Source organism: Angustibacter luteus, from assembly GCF_039541115.1.
In the GTDB taxonomy this organism is placed as follows: Bacteria; Actinomycetota; Actinomycetes; order Actinomycetales; family Angustibacteraceae; genus Angustibacter; species Angustibacter luteus.
Genome location: NZ_BAABFP010000008.1, coordinates 562,233 through 580,391 on the forward strand (window position 1 = coordinate 562,233; position 18,159 = coordinate 580,391).

Annotated in this window: 13 protein-coding genes; 5 read left to right on the forward strand and 8 right to left on the reverse strand. The window is 71.4% G+C overall.

All coding sequences use genetic code 11. The features are described 5' to 3' along the window. The first annotated feature begins 78 nt into the window (after nt 1–78). Entirely contained in the window at nt 79–660 is a 582-nt protein-coding gene (locus ABEB17_RS19675) for an SMI1/KNR4 family protein (RefSeq protein ID WP_345718444.1), read from the forward strand. 111 nt (nt 661–771) lie between these two features. On the opposite strand, the gene ABEB17_RS19680 is transcribed toward ABEB17_RS19675, so the two are convergent. Then, nucleotides 772–1,983: a PrsW family intramembrane metalloprotease gene (locus tag ABEB17_RS19680; protein ID WP_345718445.1), complete on the reverse strand. Its 1,212-nt coding sequence runs from the start codon at nt 1,981–1,983 to the stop codon at nt 772–774. Then, nucleotides 1,983–2,609, reverse strand: a complete 627-nt coding sequence (locus ABEB17_RS19685; protein WP_345718446.1) for a hypothetical protein — start codon at nt 2,607–2,609, stop codon at nt 1,983–1,985. The genes ABEB17_RS19680 and ABEB17_RS19685 overlap by 1 nt, the downstream gene beginning before the upstream one ends. 405 nt (nt 2,610–3,014) lie before the next feature. Between ABEB17_RS19685 and ABEB17_RS19690 the strand changes: the two genes are divergently transcribed. The 3 genes from ABEB17_RS19690 to ABEB17_RS19700 all read left to right on the forward strand — a co-directional run bounded on the left by ABEB17_RS19690 (nt 3,015) and on the right by ABEB17_RS19700 (nt 6,155). Continuing rightward, complete coding sequence (locus tag ABEB17_RS19690) at nt 3,015–4,148, forward strand: hypothetical protein (protein WP_345718447.1); 1,134 nt, start codon at nt 3,015–3,017, stop codon at nt 4,146–4,148. A gap of 244 nt (nt 4,149–4,392) precedes the next feature. After that, nucleotides 4,393–4,743 carry a hypothetical protein gene (locus ABEB17_RS19695; RefSeq protein WP_345718448.1) on the forward strand — a complete coding sequence of 117 codons (351 nt, stop codon included), beginning with the start codon at nt 4,393–4,395 and terminating at the stop codon, nt 4,741–4,743. 206 nt (nt 4,744–4,949) lie between these two features. Beyond that, nucleotides 4,950–6,155 carry a multidrug effflux MFS transporter gene (locus ABEB17_RS19700; protein WP_345718449.1) on the forward strand — a complete coding sequence of 402 codons (1,206 nt, stop codon included), beginning with the start codon at nt 4,950–4,952 and terminating at the stop codon, nt 6,153–6,155. Here ABEB17_RS19700 and ABEB17_RS19705 read toward each other — a convergent pair. Then, nucleotides 6,152–7,138, reverse strand: a complete 987-nt coding sequence (locus ABEB17_RS19705; RefSeq protein ID WP_345718450.1) for a glycerate kinase — start codon at nt 7,136–7,138, stop codon at nt 6,152–6,154. The two genes, ABEB17_RS19700 and ABEB17_RS19705, sit on opposite strands and share 4 nt — an antisense overlap. 39 nt (nt 7,139–7,177) lie before the next feature. Between ABEB17_RS19705 and selD the strand changes: the two genes are divergently transcribed. Beyond that, nucleotides 7,178–8,188, forward strand: a complete 1,011-nt coding sequence (gene selD / locus ABEB17_RS19710) for a selenide, water dikinase SelD (RefSeq protein WP_345718451.1) — start codon at nt 7,178–7,180, stop codon at nt 8,186–8,188. Here selD and cydC read toward each other — a convergent pair. From cydC to ABEB17_RS19735, 5 genes are all read right to left on the reverse strand, one after another. Further along, a complete protein-coding gene (cydC, locus tag ABEB17_RS19715) occupies nt 8,093–9,838 on the reverse strand; it encodes a thiol reductant ABC exporter subunit CydC (protein ID WP_345718452.1) in 1,746 nt (581 codons plus the stop codon). The genes selD and cydC overlap by 96 nt on opposite strands. Further along, complete coding sequence (gene cydD, locus ABEB17_RS19720) at nt 9,835–11,526, reverse strand: thiol reductant ABC exporter subunit CydD (protein ID WP_345718453.1); 1,692 nt, start codon at nt 11,524–11,526, stop codon at nt 9,835–9,837. The genes cydC and cydD overlap by 4 nt, the downstream gene beginning before the upstream one ends. A gap of 4 nt (nt 11,527–11,530) precedes the next feature. Further along, complete coding sequence (gene cydB / locus ABEB17_RS19725) at nt 11,531–12,574, reverse strand: cytochrome d ubiquinol oxidase subunit II (protein ID WP_345718454.1); 1,044 nt, start codon at nt 12,572–12,574, stop codon at nt 11,531–11,533. Between the two features lie 10 nt (nt 12,575–12,584). Beyond that, nucleotides 12,585–14,021, reverse strand: coding sequence for a cytochrome ubiquinol oxidase subunit I (locus ABEB17_RS19730; protein ID WP_345718455.1), 1,437 nt, complete (start codon nt 14,019–14,021; stop codon nt 12,585–12,587). A 105-nt stretch (nt 14,022–14,126) separates the two neighbouring features. Continuing rightward, entirely contained in the window at nt 14,127–18,107 is a 3,981-nt protein-coding gene (locus ABEB17_RS19735; RefSeq protein ID WP_345718456.1) for an Ig-like domain repeat protein, read from the reverse strand. Nucleotides 18,108–18,159 lie beyond the last annotated feature (52 nt).

Consider the following 18,159-nt stretch of genomic DNA (forward strand, 5'->3'; position numbering starts at 1 on the left):
GCAGATCCGGGCGAGCGTAGCCGCCCTCAACGCGGCATGTTCGTGAACTGTTTTAGGTGGCGTGACACGATCCTGGGCGTGAACCTGGCGAGCGAACTGCAGGAACTGGAGTCGCACCTTCGCTCCAGCGGCGCAGCGATCGGCGGGTTGCTACGCCCAGCACTGTCGCGCGGCGAAGTGCACGCGTACCTCGGTGACCAGTTCGACCATGTCCCCGAGGAGGTGGTCACCTGGTTCGGCTGGCACGACGGCGCGACCGAAGAGTGGTTCGCGCTCCCAGGAGGCCCCCGGCCCGAGACGTGGTTGCCCAACGGCACTCACCTTTACCCGCTGCACGCTGCGCTCGAAGTCCGGGACGAGCTGCTCGACCTCGCTGGACCTGGCAAGACGTATGAGTCGATCACCTACCAGCCCTACTGGCTGCCGCTGGTCGGGAACGAGAGCCTGAGCCTGGTCGTGGACATGCGCGTGGGCGAGCCCACGCGGGTGCATCGGGCGTTCCCTCACGGCACCGGCTGGGATCAAGTCGTCGAGCCTTCACTGACGACGATGGTCCATGCCTGGAACCTCAGCTTCAGGGCCCGCAGGTACATCTGGGACGGCGGCGACCAGTGCTGGCAGGAGTACCAGCCTGACCCGGCCCATCCCCTCGTCACGTGACGCCCTCACCGCGGCAGATCCGGGCGAGCGTAGCCGCCCTCACCGCGGCAGATCCGGGCGCGTGCTATGACTTCCGAGGCGCACACTCTCCGCCCGCTCGTGCGGCGCGTCTCAGTGGCTTCGGAGTCGTTGGATCTCAGCGCGAGAGTGCTGCACAGCTGCGGTGTCTACCCCGTTGCTCTCGCTCAAGTCGTGAGCGAGGTCGAGGCATGCGGCGAGGACGTGCTTTTCCTGCCGTTTGCTCACAGCGTCGGGACGCCCTCTCAGAGCCGCCTTGCGGTCCTTGCGCCGCCGAGAGCGCTCGCCGGCCATTGCTGTGAGCTCGAGCTCGGTGATGGTGCCGTTGGCGACCTCCGGGGCCAGGACGTCGTGCAGCCAGTCGCGCTCGCGGTGCGCACCCCACCGCAGCGCTGCAATGAGCACGGCAACGCTGGCCGCGGTGATGCCGATCATCAGGGCGCTCACGCCGAAGCTGTTGGCGTTGGCGAGGGCGAGCATCGAGTCCCAGAGACCGTGGATGAGCATGGCCGAGAGCATCAGCAGGAGACCACGGCCTACTCGACGTGGCTGGGCCGGGGTGCCGACGAGGTAGATGATGCCGGCGGCGAAGATCGCGGTGTACATGGCGTGTGACGCGATCCCGGAGATCGAACGAATGACGAAGGTCTCCAGCACGGCGCCGACCTGGTTGACCCCGAAGTTCTCGTAGGCGGCGTTCTGGCCGTAGAGCATGTCTTCGAGGACTTGGAACCCCAGCCCGATGTAGGCGCCCACGATGAGGCCGTCGTAGACGGTGCGGATCACGAACGGCGCGAGGCCGAGCATCAGCAGGAACACCGCGCCCTTGGCGCTCTCCTCCACGAACGGCGCGGTCAGACCTGCCTTCCAGTCTGTCGCCCACGCTTGCCCGAAGAACTTCGCGTACAGGTCCATCAGCGCAGCGTTGCCGGGTAGCGCCATCGCCCACGGGGCTCCAACGCCGCCGCCGACGAACGCAGTCACGGCCAACAGGGCCGGCGTGCGCTCGTACCGATCGAAGTGGTTGAGACACAGCAAGAACACCAGGCAGAAGGAGCCGGTCGAGGCGACCGCGGCGAGGTTCGCGTCGGCGAACACCGCCGCCGTGGGTGCCGCGACCTCGTAGAGCTGGCGAGCTCCCATCGCGAGCAACAGGAGGTAGACCCACAGGCACAGGTTGCGAGGCTGGAACAGGTGGAATCGGGCGCCCCACCCCGACTCCTGGATCGCGGCCTCGCGACGCGCGAGGAGCTCCTGGCCGTCGGAAGCGGCGGCATTGCCCGACACAGCCGTCGTGGTGCTCATCAGGACCCGCCTTCGTCCTGAGCGAGGGAATCGATCATGTCATCGATCTCCGGTTGCAACTGGGTCAGCTGGCCCTCTTGGCCGGCGACCTGGATCTCGATGCCTCGACCGTTGACGACGAAGACCGTCGTGGCGCCGGCACCGACCGGGGTGGTGAAGGGCTGGGTCAGTCCGCGCAGGCCAGCCGCCGAGGTGATGTCCCGGGCCTCGCCTGAGACGTGGTACCCATCGTTCTGTGCACCGGTGATCCGCTCGGCCTGGTCGAGGAGACGAGTCGCGCTCTCATCGAACGGGCCTTGCAGGATCGAGAACGCGACGCCGTCCTTCACCAGCACGGTCTGCTCGGCAGCCTGGTCGCCCATCCGGGGGTCGTCCGTGGTCCGCAGGCCAGCGACCACCCCCCAACCCGGCGGGACCGTCATGGTTACGTCCTCGGTGACCTGAAACGCCTCACCGGCGCGGGTCGTGTCGTCCCACGCAACCCTTGCGTCGCCCCACGGCATCACCCACGCCCACAAAGCGATCACGGCGAACGCAACCACGGCGTATGGAATCGACCGCCGATCCAATCCAAGCCAGCGGTGCTCCACCGGCACCCGTCGCGCATCCACCTGCACTGAGCTCATCGCGAACCCCCTCACGAGGCGACGGCACCCGTCGCAGACTGCTTCCACCCTAAATGACGCCTCACCCGTGCGGGTGACCGACGATACGCAGCCGAGGCCGAAGCACACCGGTCGGAATGAGTTCGGCCATCGCGTCCGGTCCCACGTGCCACGACCTCAAGGGATGACGCGGTGCATCCGATCATCGGCAGATCCGGTAACTCACCGGCCGTCCGGAACGCGGCGTAGTGACGCAGGTCGCTGGCAAGGCGATTCCAGTCCGCCGAGTAGCGGTGCCAGTGTCAAGCGAATGGCAGGTGATGTCGAAGGCTCCCTTGGGTCTGTTTCGTGGCCGCCACGGTCAGGGCTCCTTTAAGGTGAGGCCCGGTCAGGGGTGGGGTGTGCGTTTTGACTGAAGGAGACTGGATGCGCCGGGCAGTGGTGGGCGCCGCACTCGCGGCCGCGTTGGTGACGAGCGCCTTGCCGGCGAGCTTGGCCTCTGCGGACGCCGCGACCCCGCTGCCTGTCGTGACGGCCCCCTTCGGGTTTTCACCCGACGGTGACGGCCGATATGAGGCGTGGGCCCTGTCAACGGGCCAGGTGCCGGCCGGATCGACCCTGACGCTGTCCATCGACCGCTCCGGGAGCCTGGTCCGCAAGCTCATCGTCATGTCAGCCGGCGGCGCTGTCATCACGTGGGATGGCAGGGACGGTGCCGGCCACGCCGTCCCGGACGCGACCTACTCGTGGAGGCTGACCGGCGAGGACGACCTGGGGCAGCCGATGACGGGTCCTACCGGCGGGTCGTCCCTGACCGGCACCGTTGTGGTCCGCCGCAGCGCGCCTGCGGTCATGCTCGTCGGCCCAGCCGTCAACGCCACAGCCACGGCGGTGGGCGGGCACGTACCCCTGCGCTGGTCGCCGAAATCGTCTCTTCCCGCGGGCTACCGTGTCGAGTACGACGTGCGCTATCGGCAGCTGACGACCGACCCCCACGGCCGAATTCAGGTCAGCAACGTGTCACCGGTCGCCGACCACCACGAGACCATGCAATGGACGACACGCACCTCTGTGCTGTCGTGGCAGATCTGGTCACTGGCCAACCCGGCCATGACGGAGCAGTACACGGCCCGGTCGCGTGACAACCTCGGGCACGTGGGCACCTGGAGCCCGTGGCTGTCCTCCGCGGTCGCGTTGGACGACCGCTCAGCCGAGGTCTCCTACAGAGGCGGCTGGTCTCACCCTCGGGCCACCTCGGCGTACAACGGCACCTACTCGGTCACGACACGGGTGGGGGCCAACCTCTACACCAGCGGCAACGGCCGCGTGGTCTATGTGCTCGGCGCGCGTTGCCGTAGCTGCGGCAAGGTCCGCATCCAACTCAATGGTGGTGGTCGCACGCGCTACATCACCGTTGACACGTACGGGTCCACGTCGACGTTTCGCCGCGTGCTCGCCAAGATCACCGTTCCCCGCGCCGACTACACGGTCTTCGTCACCAACCTCGGCGCCGGCTCACGCAAGCGGATGGCCGTGGACGGCTTCGCGTTCCGGCTCTGAACCTGGCTGCCTGGTGGCAAACCGATGGTTCGCCTATGACCCGACGGCTCGGGCAGTGCGTGCGCCTGTCTTGTCCGACAACGACAGCGACGGCTGAGGTCGCATGAGGTCGTCATCATGGCTATTGCTCGGATGCCTCGCCGTTGCAGCGAACAGTGCGGGGCTCGTGGCCGGTTGTTCGGACCCGGACCCGGGACCGAGGCAGGCTCAGCATGTCGCGAGTGGTGCGGACTGGCTGCTCGACGTGAGCCACGGCTACCAGGACCAGCTGTGCCTTGAACTCAGGAGCCGGGACGGTCGGCGAGAGTTCAGCGGCGGGTGTGGCTTCACAGACTCCTCCCCGAGGTCCGAGACGTACGGCGTCTTCGGAGGGCCGGGGGATGACGAGTTCGCCTACGGTCCGGTCTCCGCATCGGTGGCTGCGGTGGTGGCCACCAGGCCCGGCCACCCACCGGTGCGCATCACCCCGATCCCTATCAGTGGGTTCAAGCAGGCGGCCGCCGCCTTCGTGTACCGACTTCCCGATCACAGCGCGCAGTGGATCTTCACCGGTGAGGACGCCTCAGGCGCACAGGCGAAGCTTGGCGTTCGCTGAGTCACTCCGATCATCGGCACGAGGGTAGCGAGATCAGGGAAGTGGGGCGTGGCGCCGACCTCAAGTGCCCCAGTTCTCTGCATTCGACGGACGCACTCATCTCGGTGTGAGAGTGCGCTCCGGGATCGTCTGGCGAGACGACACGTCGCCGGGACTGGAGCGGCGCCTAGGCTTGGTCACGAACCCCGAGGCCACGAAGGACGACGATGCTGCACGCCAGGCGCAACCCCAGCGCCCACCCGTCGATGGCCGCACTCGTCCTGGTCACCGGAATCGGCCCCCTCGCGGTGGACACCTACGTGGCCGGACTCCCCGAGCTGCAGCGCTCGCTGAGCACCTCGGCCACGATCGCCCAGCTCAGCCTGACGGCGTTCATCATCGGCATCGGCATCGGCCAGATCGTGCTCGGACCCTTCAGCGACGGGCACGGTCGCCGTCCGCTGCTGATCCTCGGCACCGTGGTCTTCACCGTCGCCTCCATCGCCTGTGCGCTGGCACCGACCGGCCCGACGCTGGTGGCGTTCCGGCTGGTGCAGGGCATCGTGGCGGGTTGCGGGGTGGCGGTCGGGCGAGCAGTGATCAGCGACCACTACGAGGGGGACGCCGCCGCCGCCCGATACGGCACCCTGTCCGCGATCGTGTTCCTGGGGCCGGTGGTCGCACCAGCCATCGGCGGTGTGATCCTCGCCGTCGGCAGCTGGCGCACCATCTTCGCGTTCCTCACGCTGCTCGGGCTGGCCATGGTGGCCGCAGTGGTGCTGGCGATCCCTGAGTCACTGCCTCCTGAGCGCCGGCAGGGCCACGGCATCCAGCACAGCCTGGCGCGTATGGCCGACCTCGCTCGGGACTGGCACTTCATGCGGCACGTCGTGGTGCAGGCCCTGGCGACCGGTGGCTTCTTCGTCTACATCGGTGGCTCGTCGTTCGTGCTCGAGACGACGTACGGGATCACCCAGAGCCAGTACGCGTTGCTGTTCGCGACGAACGCGGCAGCCATGGCACTGTCCAGCCTGGCGTTCCGGCTGCTGGTCGTCCGGCTGGGGGCGGCGCGCCTGCGCACCGTCGGCGTGCTGACCGCGTGCGTCGCCAGCGCCGCCCTGGTGGTCGTCGCTCTCGGCGACCCGGGGCCGGACTCACCCCTCGCCGTCCCCTGGGTGCTGCTCAGCGTGGTGGTGGCGAGCATGGGCTGGTCGATCCCCGGCACGACGGCGTTGGCGCAGCAGGCCGGTCGGCGGTCGGGCGGCACGGCGGCCGCACTGCAGGGCGGGCTGACGTTCCTGGTCGGGGCACTGGTGACGCCCCTGACCGGCATCCTCGGCTACGACTCGCTGCTGCCGATGGCACTGCTGATGCTCACGTTCTTCGTGCTCTCGACGTGCTGGCTGTTCGGTAGCCGCAGCACGCACGTCTAGCCGGCGAGGTCTCGGGCCAGCGCGGCCCCCGCGGACTCGAGCGCACCGAGATCGCCTGCCTCGATCACTGCGCGCAGCCCAAGTCGCGCCACGCCCGCGTCATCGAGCGCCCGTCGGCCGACGACCGCGACCACCGGCACCCTGCGCCGCGCGGACCGGGCCGCCACGACGGCGACGAGCTTGCCCTGCCCGGTCTGCGCATCCAGGCATCCCTCACCGGTGACCACGAGGTCCGTGCGGGCCAGCAGCTCGTCGAAGCGCACCGCGTCGAGCACCGCGTCCGCGCCGGACACCAGGTCCGCACCGTAGACCGCCCACAGCGCACCGGACAGGCCACCCGCCGCACCGGTCCGCGGCCGGCCACGGGGGTCGCGCGGCAGCCGGCCGGCGACCTCGTGCAGCCGTGCCGTCAACGCAGCCACCTGGTCCGCCGTCGCCCCCTTCTGCGGACCGAAGACCTCCGCGGCCTGCTCGAACGGTGTCCAGACGTCGCAGAGCACCCGCAGCACGGCGTCGCCGATCCCGCCCGCCCGGGCAAGCGCCTCGAGGGCCCCCGCTCCGCCGTCCGTCGTCGCGCTACCGCCTACGCCGACCAGCACCTCGCGCGCGCCCGCAGCCACCGCCGCGGCGATCAGCTGACCGGTGCCGAAGGTGCTGGCGCGCAACGGGTCCCGCCGCTCGGCGGGCACCAGGTGCAAGCCGCTCGCGCTGGCGGTGTCGAGCGCCGCCCGGCCGTCACCGGCCAGCAGGAGCTCACCCACGACCGGCTCGCCCGACGGCCCGGACACGGTGTGCCGCACCAGCTCGCCACCCCACGCGGCGTGCAGCACCGCTGTGGTCCCCTCGCCACCGTCGGCGAGCGGGCAGGTGACGGCGTCTGCGCCCGCTCCAGCCAGTCCGGCCGCCAGGGCGTCGGCGACGACCTGAGCGCTCATCGTCCCCTTGAACGAGTCCGGCGCAACCAGCACCCGCAATCCAGTCACCAGGCCACGCTAGACGCACCCGGTCCTAGGCTCGACCCCATGACCAGCGACGCGACGACGTCCGTGCGGCTCACCCAGTACGGCCACGGTGGCGGCTGCGCCTGCAAGATCCCACCGGGCGAGCTCGAGCAGGTGGTCGCCGGGCTCCCGGGCCTGGACGCAGGGCACGGACTGCCGCTGCTGGTCGGCCTGGAGTCCGGGGACGACGCCGCCGCGGTCGAGCTGCGCGACGGGCTGGCGGTGCTCTCCACGACGGACTTCTTCACGCCCGTGGTCGATGACGCCTACGACTGGGGACGGATCGCCGCGGCGAACGCGCTGTCCGACATCTACGCCATGGGCGGGCGTCCGGTGCTCGCGCTGAACCTGCTGGGGTGGCCACGGGACGTGCTGACGATGGGCCTCGCGGCCCAGGTGCTGCGCGGCGGCGCGGACGTCGCCCGGCTGGCCGGGTGCCACCTCGCCGGCGGCCACTCGATCGACTCCCCCGAGCCGACGTACGGTCTCGCGGTGACCGGGATCGCCCATCCGGACCAGCTCATGCGGAACTCCACCGGCCGCCCGGGGCAGCCGCTGAGCCTGTCCAAACCGCTCGGCGTCGGCGTCCTGAACAACCGGCACAAGCGGACGGGCGAGGTGTTCGAGCACGCCATCGCCAGCATGACGGCACTCAACGACACCGCCTCCGGAGCGGCTGTCGCGCAGGGGATCCGGACGGCCACGGACGTGACCGGCTTCGGGCTGCTCGGGCACCTGCACAAGCTGGCCAGGGCCAGCGGGGTCACCGCGGTGATCGACGCGGCGGCGGTCCCCTACCTCGACGGCGTGCGCGAGTCCGCAGCCCAGGGCTACCTGCCCGGTGGCTCGCAACGCAACCTCGACTGGGTGCGACCGCACCTGGACGCCGGCGGCGTGGACGACCTGGAGCTGCTGCTGCTGGCCGACGCCCAGACCTCAGGTGGGCTGCTGGTCGCCGGCGAGATCCCCGGCGCGCCGGTCGTCGGCGAGCTCGTCCCCGCGGAGCCCGGCGTCACCGTGCGTCTCCGCTGACGTCAGGTCGAGCAGCACATCGGCGTGGGCCAGCAGCCGTGGGTCATGGGTCGCGACCACGACGGCCGCGGAGTGGGCCCCGGCATGCTCACGCAGGGCGTTGGTCAACCGTTGCGCCGCTTCGGGATCGAGGTGCTCGGTCGGCTCATCGAGCAGCAGGACCTCGCTGCCGACCAGCAGCGCGCGGGCGACCAGCAGCCGGCGCTGCTCCCCGCCGGACAGCGACCCGGCGTCCACCACGGTCGCCAAACCCTCCGGCAACCCGGCCAGCCACGCGTCGAGCCCGACCTGCTCGAGCGCGGTGGCGAGGTCGTCGTCCGAGGCGTCACCACGAGCCACCAGCAGGTTGTCCCGCACCGTCGTGGCGAACACGTGGGCGTCGTCCGCGTGGAACGTGACCCTACGGCGCAACCGGTGCGGGTCGATCGCGGCGAGGTCGGCGCCGCCGTACGTGACGGTGCCACGGACCGGTCCGAGCAGCCCGGCCAGAGTCAGCAGCAACGTCGTCTTGCCGCCGCCACTCGGTCCGGCGACCACCACGAGTTGACCGGGCAGTGCCGCGAGGTCGATGTCGTCCCACACCGTCGGGCCACCGGGCCAGCCCACCGCCAGACCGGACGCCACCAGCTCCGCCGGCTCGGGACCGGGGCCGTCGTCGCCGAACTCCGTGTCGACGCCAGCCGTGTCGTCAGGCGCTGGATCCGCCTGCAGCAGTGGCGCGAGCCGCCCTGATGCCAATGACCCGCGGACCAGCACGGTCGCTGCGGCCGGCAGCGGCGAGACGACGTCCGCGAGTGCGAGCGGGACCAGCGTCACGACGGCCAGCCACACCCGCCCGAGGTCGCCGTCCCGCACGGCTTCGGCGCCGACCACCAGCCCGGTGATGACGGCCGCACCGCACGACAGCGAACTCAGCGCCGCCGACCAGGCGGCCGGACGGGACGCCCGGTCCAGGGCCTGGGCGCGTTGCTGCTCGGCCTGCGCCGCCGCGGCGAGCCGGCCGCTCAGCAGCCCACTGACGGCCAGCTCGTCGCCGTGGTCGAGCAGGTCGTGCGCCTGGCCCGTGAGCTCGCCGGCCCACTCGTCGGCGACCTGGTGCGCCCGCGCCGAAGCCAGTCCGGCCAGGGCCGGCGCGACGACGAGCGCCAGCAGCAGGCACCCGGCCAGCAGCAGTCCCGCGACCGGCACGAGCGCCAGCACCACCAGGACGGCCGCCAGGACGACGACCCCGGCCACCGCGAACGGCTGCACCCCGCGCACCAGCACGTCGCCGACCAGCTCGACGTCGGCCCCGAGACGGGTCACCAGGTCACCCCGGCGCAGCCCGGCGATCGTGGCCCGGTCGGCGACGGACAGCCGCCGGTAGAGCTGCTCGCGCAGGTTCGCGGCAGCCGCCAGCGCGACGTCGTGCGAGACCAGCCGCTCGAGGTACCGGAACACGCCTCGAGAGATGCCGAGCGCTCGCACCCCGACGATGGCGACCGACAGCGCGACCAGGGGCGGGTGCTCAGCCGCCCGGGAGATCAGCCACCCGGACACCCCGATGAGCGCGACCCCGCTGCCGAGGGCGAGCGCGCCCAGCAGCACCGCGACCAGCAGTCGGCGGCGTGACGGCGCCATGACCGCGAGGGTGTCGACCAGAGTGCTCACCGGGCACCCTCCGGGGCAGCGAAGGTCAGTGACGACACGACGACGTCGGCGTGCGCCGCGAGCGACTCCCGGTGAGACACGACGAGGACCGTGCGTCCCTGCCGCCGCAACAGGTCCAGGGCGGCGATGACGACGTCCTGCGTGACTCCGTCCAGGTGCGCGGTCGGCTCGTCCAGCACCACCAGCTGGGCGTCGGCGAGCAGCACCCGGACGAGGGCGAGCCGCTGCCGCTGACCGGCCGACAGCCCCAGCCCGTCCCGACCCACCCGCGCGTCCCAGCCGCCGGCGACGTCGGCCACGACCGGCTCGAACCCGGCCGCCACTGCCGCAGCGGCCAGCCTGTCCTCGTCGACGGCGTGCGCGTCCGAGCGGCGTTCGAACAGCAACGCGTTGTGCCGCAACGTCCCCGGGACGAGCACCGGATCTTGGTCGAGCCAGCACAGCTGGTCCCACCAGGTCCGGGCGACCAGCTGGGACAGCGGAGTGCGCAGGCCGTCGACGTCCACCACCTCGGCGACGCCGTCGTCGATCGTCCTCAGCCGCAGCACGACCTGGGCGGCGGTGGTCTTGCCGCTCCCGCTCGGGCCGGTCATCGCGACGACGGTCCCGGGCCGCAGCGTCAGGGTCAGACCGTCCGGCGCCGACTCATCCCGACCCTCGTGCCGGACGACGACGTCCCGCAGCTCGATGATGGCGGTCCGCAGGTCTGGCGCGTCGAGGGTTCCGTCGGCCGGCAGCGGCTGCCCGAGCGCGGCGAAGGCGGCGTCCGCGGCGGCGAGCCCGTCGGTGCTCGCGTGGAAGTGCGTGCCGACCTGGCGCAACGGCAGGTAGACCTCCGGCGCCAGCACCAGCACGACCAGCGCGGTGCGCAGGCCGAGGTTGCCGTGCAGCAGTCGCAGGCCGACCTCGACGGCCACGAGCGCGACCGACAACGTGGTCAGCAGCTCGAGCACGAGCGAGGACAGGAACGCCGTGCGCAAGGTCGCGTTGGTGGCGTGCCGGTGCGCTTGACCGAGCCGGCGGACCCGCGCCGCCGGTCCACGCTCACGGCCGAGCGCGACCAGGGTCGGCAACCCGACGAGCAGGTCGAGCACTTGCGACCCCAGCCGCTGCATGGTCACCAGACGACGCGCGGACGCATCGCGGGTCATCAGACCCACCAGGGCCATGAACAGCGGCACGAGGGGCAGGGTGACGGCGATGACCAGCGCCGAGAGCGGGTCCTGCCAGAGCACCACGGCCAGCAGCGCCGGGGTCAGCACGGCGGCCGCGACGAGCTGGGGCAGGTATCGGGACAGGTACGGCTGCAACCGTTCCAGCCCGTCCGTGACCAGCGCGACCAGCGCCGTCCGCCCGCTGGACGTGAGCCCACCGGCGCCGAGGGAGGCGCCGTGCCGCAGCACGTCCTGCCGCAGCTGGGCCACCACCTGCGTGGCGGCGCGCTCGCCGTAGCGCTCCTGCACCCAGGCCAGCACGGCCCGCAGCAGCACCACGACCGCGAGGGCGCCGACCTGGGCGCGCTTCGCGCCCACGTCGGCGCCGTAGAACACCGCGGCGACGACGTCCGCGAGCAGCAGTGCCTGGGCGACGACGAGGGCTCCGGTCGTCACGCCCACGGCGGCGGTCAGCGCGACGTACCGGCGGGCCGGCGCGACCTGGCGCAGCAGGCGTGGATCGAGCGCTGGCACGCCGTCAGCGCCGCGCGAGCGGCGCCAGCCCCGTGGTGCCCTCGACGTGCGTGCTGGTCAGCCGCTGACGGAAGACCCAGTACGTCCACCCCTGGTAGGCCAGGACGAACGGGGTCAGGACCACCGCGACCCAGGTCATCACCTTGAGCGTGTACGGCGTGGAGGACGCGTTCTCGGTGGTGAGGCTGAACGCGGGATCGGTCGTGGACGGCATGACGTCGGGGAACAGCGACCCGAACAGCAGCACCACCGCAGCCACGATCACCACCGTGGTCAGCAGGAAGGCCAGGCCCTCACGCCGCTGCCGGGTCGCGGCCACGGTGCCGACCAGCCCGAGCGCGGCCACGACGACGGCGGCCCACGTCCAGGTCTTGCCGTGCGCCAGCTGGGTCCAGACGGCGAACGCCGCCGCCACCACGAGGGTCACCGGCGCGATCCCGGCCGCAGCCCGACCCGCGCGCTCGCGCATGGGGCCGTCGGTCTTCAGGGCGAGGAACACCGCGCCGTGCAACAGGAACAGGGTGACGGTGGTCAGCCCGGCCAGCAGCGCGTACGGGTTGAGCAGCGTCCACAGCGTGCCGGTGAAGTGGTGGTCGGCGTCGATGGGGACGCCGGCGACGATGTTCCCGAACGCGACTCCCCAGAGCAGGGCCGGCACCCACGAGCCGACGGTGATCGCGAGATCCCACCGGGCGCGCCAACGGGGGTCGTCGATCTTGCCGCGGTACTCGAACGCGACCCCACGCACGATGAGGGCGAGCAGGATCAGCAGCAGGGCCAGGTAGAAGCCGGAGAACAGCGTCGCGTACCACTCGGGGAACGCGGCGAACGTGGCGCCGCCGGCGACCAGCAGCCACACCTCGTTGCCGTCCCACACGGGGCCGATGGTGTTGATCATCAGTCGCCGGTCGGTCTGCGTGACCGCCTTGTCGGCGTCCCGGCTCAACGGCAGCAGCAGCATCCCGACCCCGAAGTCGAAGCCCTCGAGCACCAAGTAGCCCGTCCACAGGAGGGCGATCAGCACGAACCAGACGGTCGTCAGCTCCATGGCGCTCTCCTCAGTAGGCGAAGGACAGGGGGCGGTCGTCGTCCGGCGTCCGCAGCTGCGGCGGGTTCGCCGCCGGCAGCCCCTCGCGGACGTAGCGACGCATCAGGCCGAACCACACCACGGCCAGGGCCCCGTACAGCAGCGTGAAGCTGACCAGCGAGATCCACACGGTGGCGGCCGAGACCGGCGAGACCCCGTCGTGGGTGAGCATCCGGACCCCGTCGATGCCGGTCGGGTTCGGCGCCACCACCCACGGCTGTCGGCCCATCTCGGTGAAGATCCAGCCGAAGGAGTTCGCCAGGAAGGGGGCCGGGATGCACCACAGGGCCGCCAGCGCCCACCGGCGACTGGTCGGCACCCGCCCCTTTCTGGTCACCCACAACGCCCAGAGCCCCAGCACGGCACTGAGCGCCCCGAAGCCGATCATCAGCCGGAACGACCAGTAGGTGACCGGGATCAGCGGCTTGTAGTTGCCCGGTCCGAACTTCTGCTCGTACTCGGCCTGGAGGTCGTTGACACCCTTGATGGTCGCGTCGAAGTCGCCCGTCGCCAGCCACGACGTGAGCCCCGGGATGGTCAGCTGCCTGACGTCGCAACGGTTCTCGACGTCCCCGATCGCGAAGACGCTGAAGCCCGCCCCGGTCTCGGTGTCGCACAGCGCCTCCGCGGCCGCCATCTTCATCGGCTGCTGCTGGAACATGAGCTTGGCCTGCGTGTCACCGGAGACCGCGACCACGAGGCCTCCGACGAACAGCGCCACGAGGCCCAGCCGGATCGCCGGGCGGAACGTGTCCACCGCACTGACGTCGCCGCTGTGGTGTGCTCGCGCGGCCCACCAGGCGGAGATCGCCGCGACGAACGTGCCGCCGACCACGACCGCCCCGCCCACGGTGTGCGGGAACGTCGCCAGGGCGGTCACGTTGGTGAGCAGGTCCCAGATGCTGATGAGCTCGGCGCGGCCGCGCTCGGCGTTGAACCGCACCCCGGCCGGGTGCTGCATGAAGGAGTTGGCGGCGAGGATGAAGTAGGCGGACAGCCAGGTGCCGATCGCGGCGAGCCAGATGGTCGCCAGGTGCACGCCGCGGGGCAGCCGGTCCCAGCCGAAGATCCACAGGCCCAAGAAGGTCGACTCGATGAAGAACGCGGCCAGACCCTCGATCGCCAGGGGTGCACCGAAGACGTCCCCGACGAACCGCGAGTACTCGCTCCAGTTCATCCCGAACTGGAACTCCTGGACGATGCCGGTGACCACGCCCATCGAGAAGTTGATCAGGAAGAGCTTGCCGAAGAACCGGGTCAGCCGCAGCCAACGCTCGTCGCCCGTGCGCCACCACACCGTCTGCATGATCGCGACGAGCGGCGCCAGACCGATCGTCAGCGGCACGAAGAAGAAGTGGTACACGGTGGTGACGCCGAACTGAAGCCGGGCCACGTCCAGCGCATCCATGAGCGCCTCCCTCACCCCGAGGAGTCGGGCCTTGCGCGCCCGCCTGGAAGCGATCCTAGGGCGTCAGGTCGGCTGTGCGGCGTGGGACCTAGGTCCCGCGAGCCGCTACACCTCGCGGCGGCGGCTCCACGCGACGGCGAGCCCACCGAGCACGATGAGCGACAACCCGAGCGCCAGGGGGCCGGTCGCCAGCCCACCGGTGCGGGGCAGCCGGCTGAGCTGGACGCTGGTGCCCTCGACGTCCGGCGTGCCGCTGCCACTGGTCGTCGACCCCGCCAGCACCGTGAAGGTGACGGCCACCGCACGGACGTTCCCGAGCGTGTCTGTCACCTCCACGGTGGCAGTGTCCGTTCCGGTGAAACCGGCCGACGGGGTGTAGACGAGCACCCCGTCCTGGACGACGACGCTGCCGTGCGACGGTGCGGCGACGACGGTCGGTACACCGCCGGGTGCCGTGGGTACGGGCACGCTCACCGGCGAGCCCACGGGCGTGGACACGCTGCGCTGGGCCAGCGACTGCGCCGTCCGCCGGTACGAGGTGCGCGCGCTCGAGCCGTCGTGCACCGCGTCGCCGGAGTACGTCGCCCGGACGCCGTGAGGACCGGCCTGCAGGGCCGCGGTCGCGACGCAGGACGTCGCAGGAAGCGTTGCGACACAGAGCGTCTGGCCGCCCGTGGCGAATCGGATGGTGCCGGTGGCCGTCGCCGGCAGCCCAGTGGCCGACAAGGTCGCCTGGGTGCCCTCGACCGCCACCTGCGGGGTCGCTGACGCACTCAGTCGGGTGCTGAGCTTCGTGACGGCGAACAGGGTCGCGTCCTGGCTCGGCTCGTAGCGGGCGTCGCCCGAGTAGCTGGCCACCACGTGGTGGGTGCCGACCGCGAGGTCGGCCGGAGCGTCGCAGGACGAGGCCGGAAGCGTTGCGACACAGAGGACCCGACCGCCCGCGCGGAACGTCACGGTGCCGGTCGCGTCGGCGGGAAGGCCACTCTGCAGGACGGTGTCGGCCACGGCGTAGGGCGTGGCGGGGTGCGCGACCGCCGCCAGCACCTGGGTCGCCAGCCGCACCACCGCGTACCCCGTGCTGGTCTGGGCCGCCTCGTGGTTCGCGTCACCGGAGTACACGGCCTGCACGACCAGGTCACCGACCGGGACGTCGGCGGGCGCGGCACAGGAGGTGCCCGGCAGGGTGACCGTGCAGAGCACGGCTCCACCGGCGCTGAACGTCACCGACCCCTGGGCGCCGGCCGGGACGCCGGAGAACGAGAGGGTCTGCGCGCTGCCGTAGCTGACCTGCGAAGCCGCGACGCCGGCATCGAGCACGACCGGGGCCTTGACCACGTCGAACGTCGTCGTCGCGGTGGCGGCCGCGTGCGTGAGGTCACCGACGTAGGTCGCGGTGACCGGGTAGGTCGCGACCACGAGGTCGGCCGGCGTCTGGCACGAGGTGGCCGGCAGCAGCGCGACGCACAGGGTGGTGCCGCCCGAGGTGAAGGTCACCGACCCGGTGGCCGCCGGGTCGACCCCGCTGAAGGACAGCGTGTCCGGGTTGCCGTACACGGTGGCGGCCGGGTTCGCGCTTGCCGCGAATGCCGCAGCGTCGATCAGTGCGACATCGAACGTGGTGTCGTCGTCCGATCCCGTGTAGTGCGCGTCACCCGAGTAGGTCGCGACCACCGGGTAGGTGGCGACGGCCAGGTCGGCGGGCGGCTGGCACGAGGTGGCCGGCAGGGTGATCACGCAGAGCGTGTCCGTGCCGGAGGTCAGCGTGACGGTGCCGGTCGCGCCGGCGGGCAGGCCGCTGACGGACAGGGTCGGCGCCGTGCCGGCCGGTACCTGGGCGGCGGAGGTGGCCACGACCACGGCGGTGCTCGCCTTCACGACCTCGAACGCGGTGTCGTCGGTGGCGGCCTCGTGGGTCGGGTCGCCGGAGTACGTTGCGGTCACCGGGTAGTCGGCGACCTCGAGGGCGGGGTCCGGGGTGCACGACGTGTCCGGCAGCGACGCGGTGCACAGCAGCACCCCGCCTGCCTCGAACCGCACCGTGCCGTTCGATCCGACGGCCAGCCCGGTGACGGACAGCACCGGGGGAGCCCCGAACTCGACGCTCGAGTCACTGACCGCCGCGACCAGCGTCGTGGCCAGCTTGGTGACCGTGACGGTCACTGCGTCGGTGGACCCGAGGTGGTTGCCGTCGCCGGAGTACGTGACGTGGACGGTGGTCTCGCCCACCGGCAGCGACCCGGGCAGGCACACGGCTTCCGGGAGGGTCGTCGTGCAGAGCACGTCCGAACCCGACGAGAAGGTGAGCGTGCCGGTCGCGCCCGACGGCAGGCCACCAGCGGTGATGGGGTCGTCGGCGCCGTACGTGACCGTGGCGGCAGCGGCCTGTGCGGTGACCGCGGTCGCCGCCTTGCCCACCGTGAACGTGGTGGACGTCGTCTGCGCCACGTACGTCGTGTCACCCGAGTAGGTGGCGGTGACCGGGTACGTGCCAACGGGCAGCGGACCCGGGACCGCGCACGAGTAGCTGGGCATGGTGACGGAGCAGAGCGGCGTCCCGCCGGTGCTGAAGGCGACGGTGCCCGCAGCACCCGACGGCAGACCGTTCGTGGCCAGGGTGACGGCGTCACCGTAGGTGCTGGACGCCGGGTTCGCCTGTGCCACAAAGGCGGTCACCGACACCTGGTGGGAGGTCGTGGCTGGCAGTGCGTCCGCCGAGGACGCCTTGGCGGAGATCGTGTAGCTGCCGGTCGCGGCGGCTCCGACGTCGACCGGGATCGTCAGCGGGGGCAGCGACGAGCCCGGCGTCAACGCCGAGGCGGGTGCGTAGACGCAGGACACCAGCTGCCCGGACACGGTGCAGGAGTACCCCGCCGCGGTCGGCTGCGTCGGCGTCAGGCCGGGCGGCAGCATCGTGGTCACGGTGATCGGCTGGGACTCGCTGCCCTGGCCGGCGGCCAGCGCCGTGTCCACCGTCAGCACCGCGTGGTTACCGGCCACCAGGTGCCCGGCCTCGTCGTCCGACACCGCGACGGACAGCACCGGCACCTGGCCGCTGAGCGTCGTCGAGCGCATCGTGTCGATCGCGTGGGTCTCGGTGCTGCCGCCCGTCGAGGCGGCCCAGCCGAAGGTCAGCTGCTGCGGCAGCCCGGAGACGCCGTCCACGTACGACGACGGGAACCCCAGGGCGGCCAGTCGCGCCGCGGACGGCAGCGGGCCGGTACGGGTCACGGTCGAGCCCCCGAGCGGGGTGACCTGGATCATCCAGCTGTCGGCGGGCACGGACACCCCGGAGGCGGTGGTGGTCGCCGACCCCGGGTTGATCGCGATCTCCACGGGGACCGGCGCCGGGCGCGTGGTGCCGGTCCGGTCGTCCAGCGCGCCGGAGGTCACCTGCGTGGTGTCCAGCACGCAGTAGCCGAGGTTGTCGTTGCCCGGTCCGCGGACGGTGATGCTCTGCTGGACCCGGGAGCTGGCCGGGCAGTCGGTGCCGCCGAAACCGGATCCCTCGAAGTTGCCGTAGACGTCCAGCCCGAAACCCAGGTAGCCGTAGCTGACGCCAGGAGCGCTGTTGCTGCGCGTCGCGGAGTAGCCGAGCGAGCCGCCGAGCGGTCCGGGGTTGGCCGGGGGCGCGGGGTTCGTCGGGTCGGTCGCGGCCAGGATGAAGGCGATGCCGTCCGCACCCGGGTTGGTCGTGGCGTTCCACTGGTAGGTGTTGAACTGGATGTCCAGGCCCTGTGAGCTCGGCAGGCTCGTCGTGTTGTAGACGGTGCCGACGGCGTTGCCGACGTTGCGGGTCAGGCGCAGGGCACCGGAACCCGCCGGGTTGATCGGCGTGGACGCGCACGCCGGGACGGGCATCTGGGCGACGTCCGTGCCGGCCGTCAGGCAGCCGGAGTTGCTGGCGCGCGACGGAAGGAACCAACCGCTGCCGGCGGTGCTGGCCCCGGCGAAGCTCTCGGTGGTCAGCGGCGTGGTCGGCACGACGGCACGGGCCCCCGACGCGGACACCCCGAGGGCAGCGAGCAGCACGACGGCAACCGCTGCGCTGTGCCGTACCAGCTGCGCTCGATGCGCACGAACCATGACCCGACCCCTGTTGCTCGATGACTCCCCGGTCATCGCAGTGTCGGTGCGG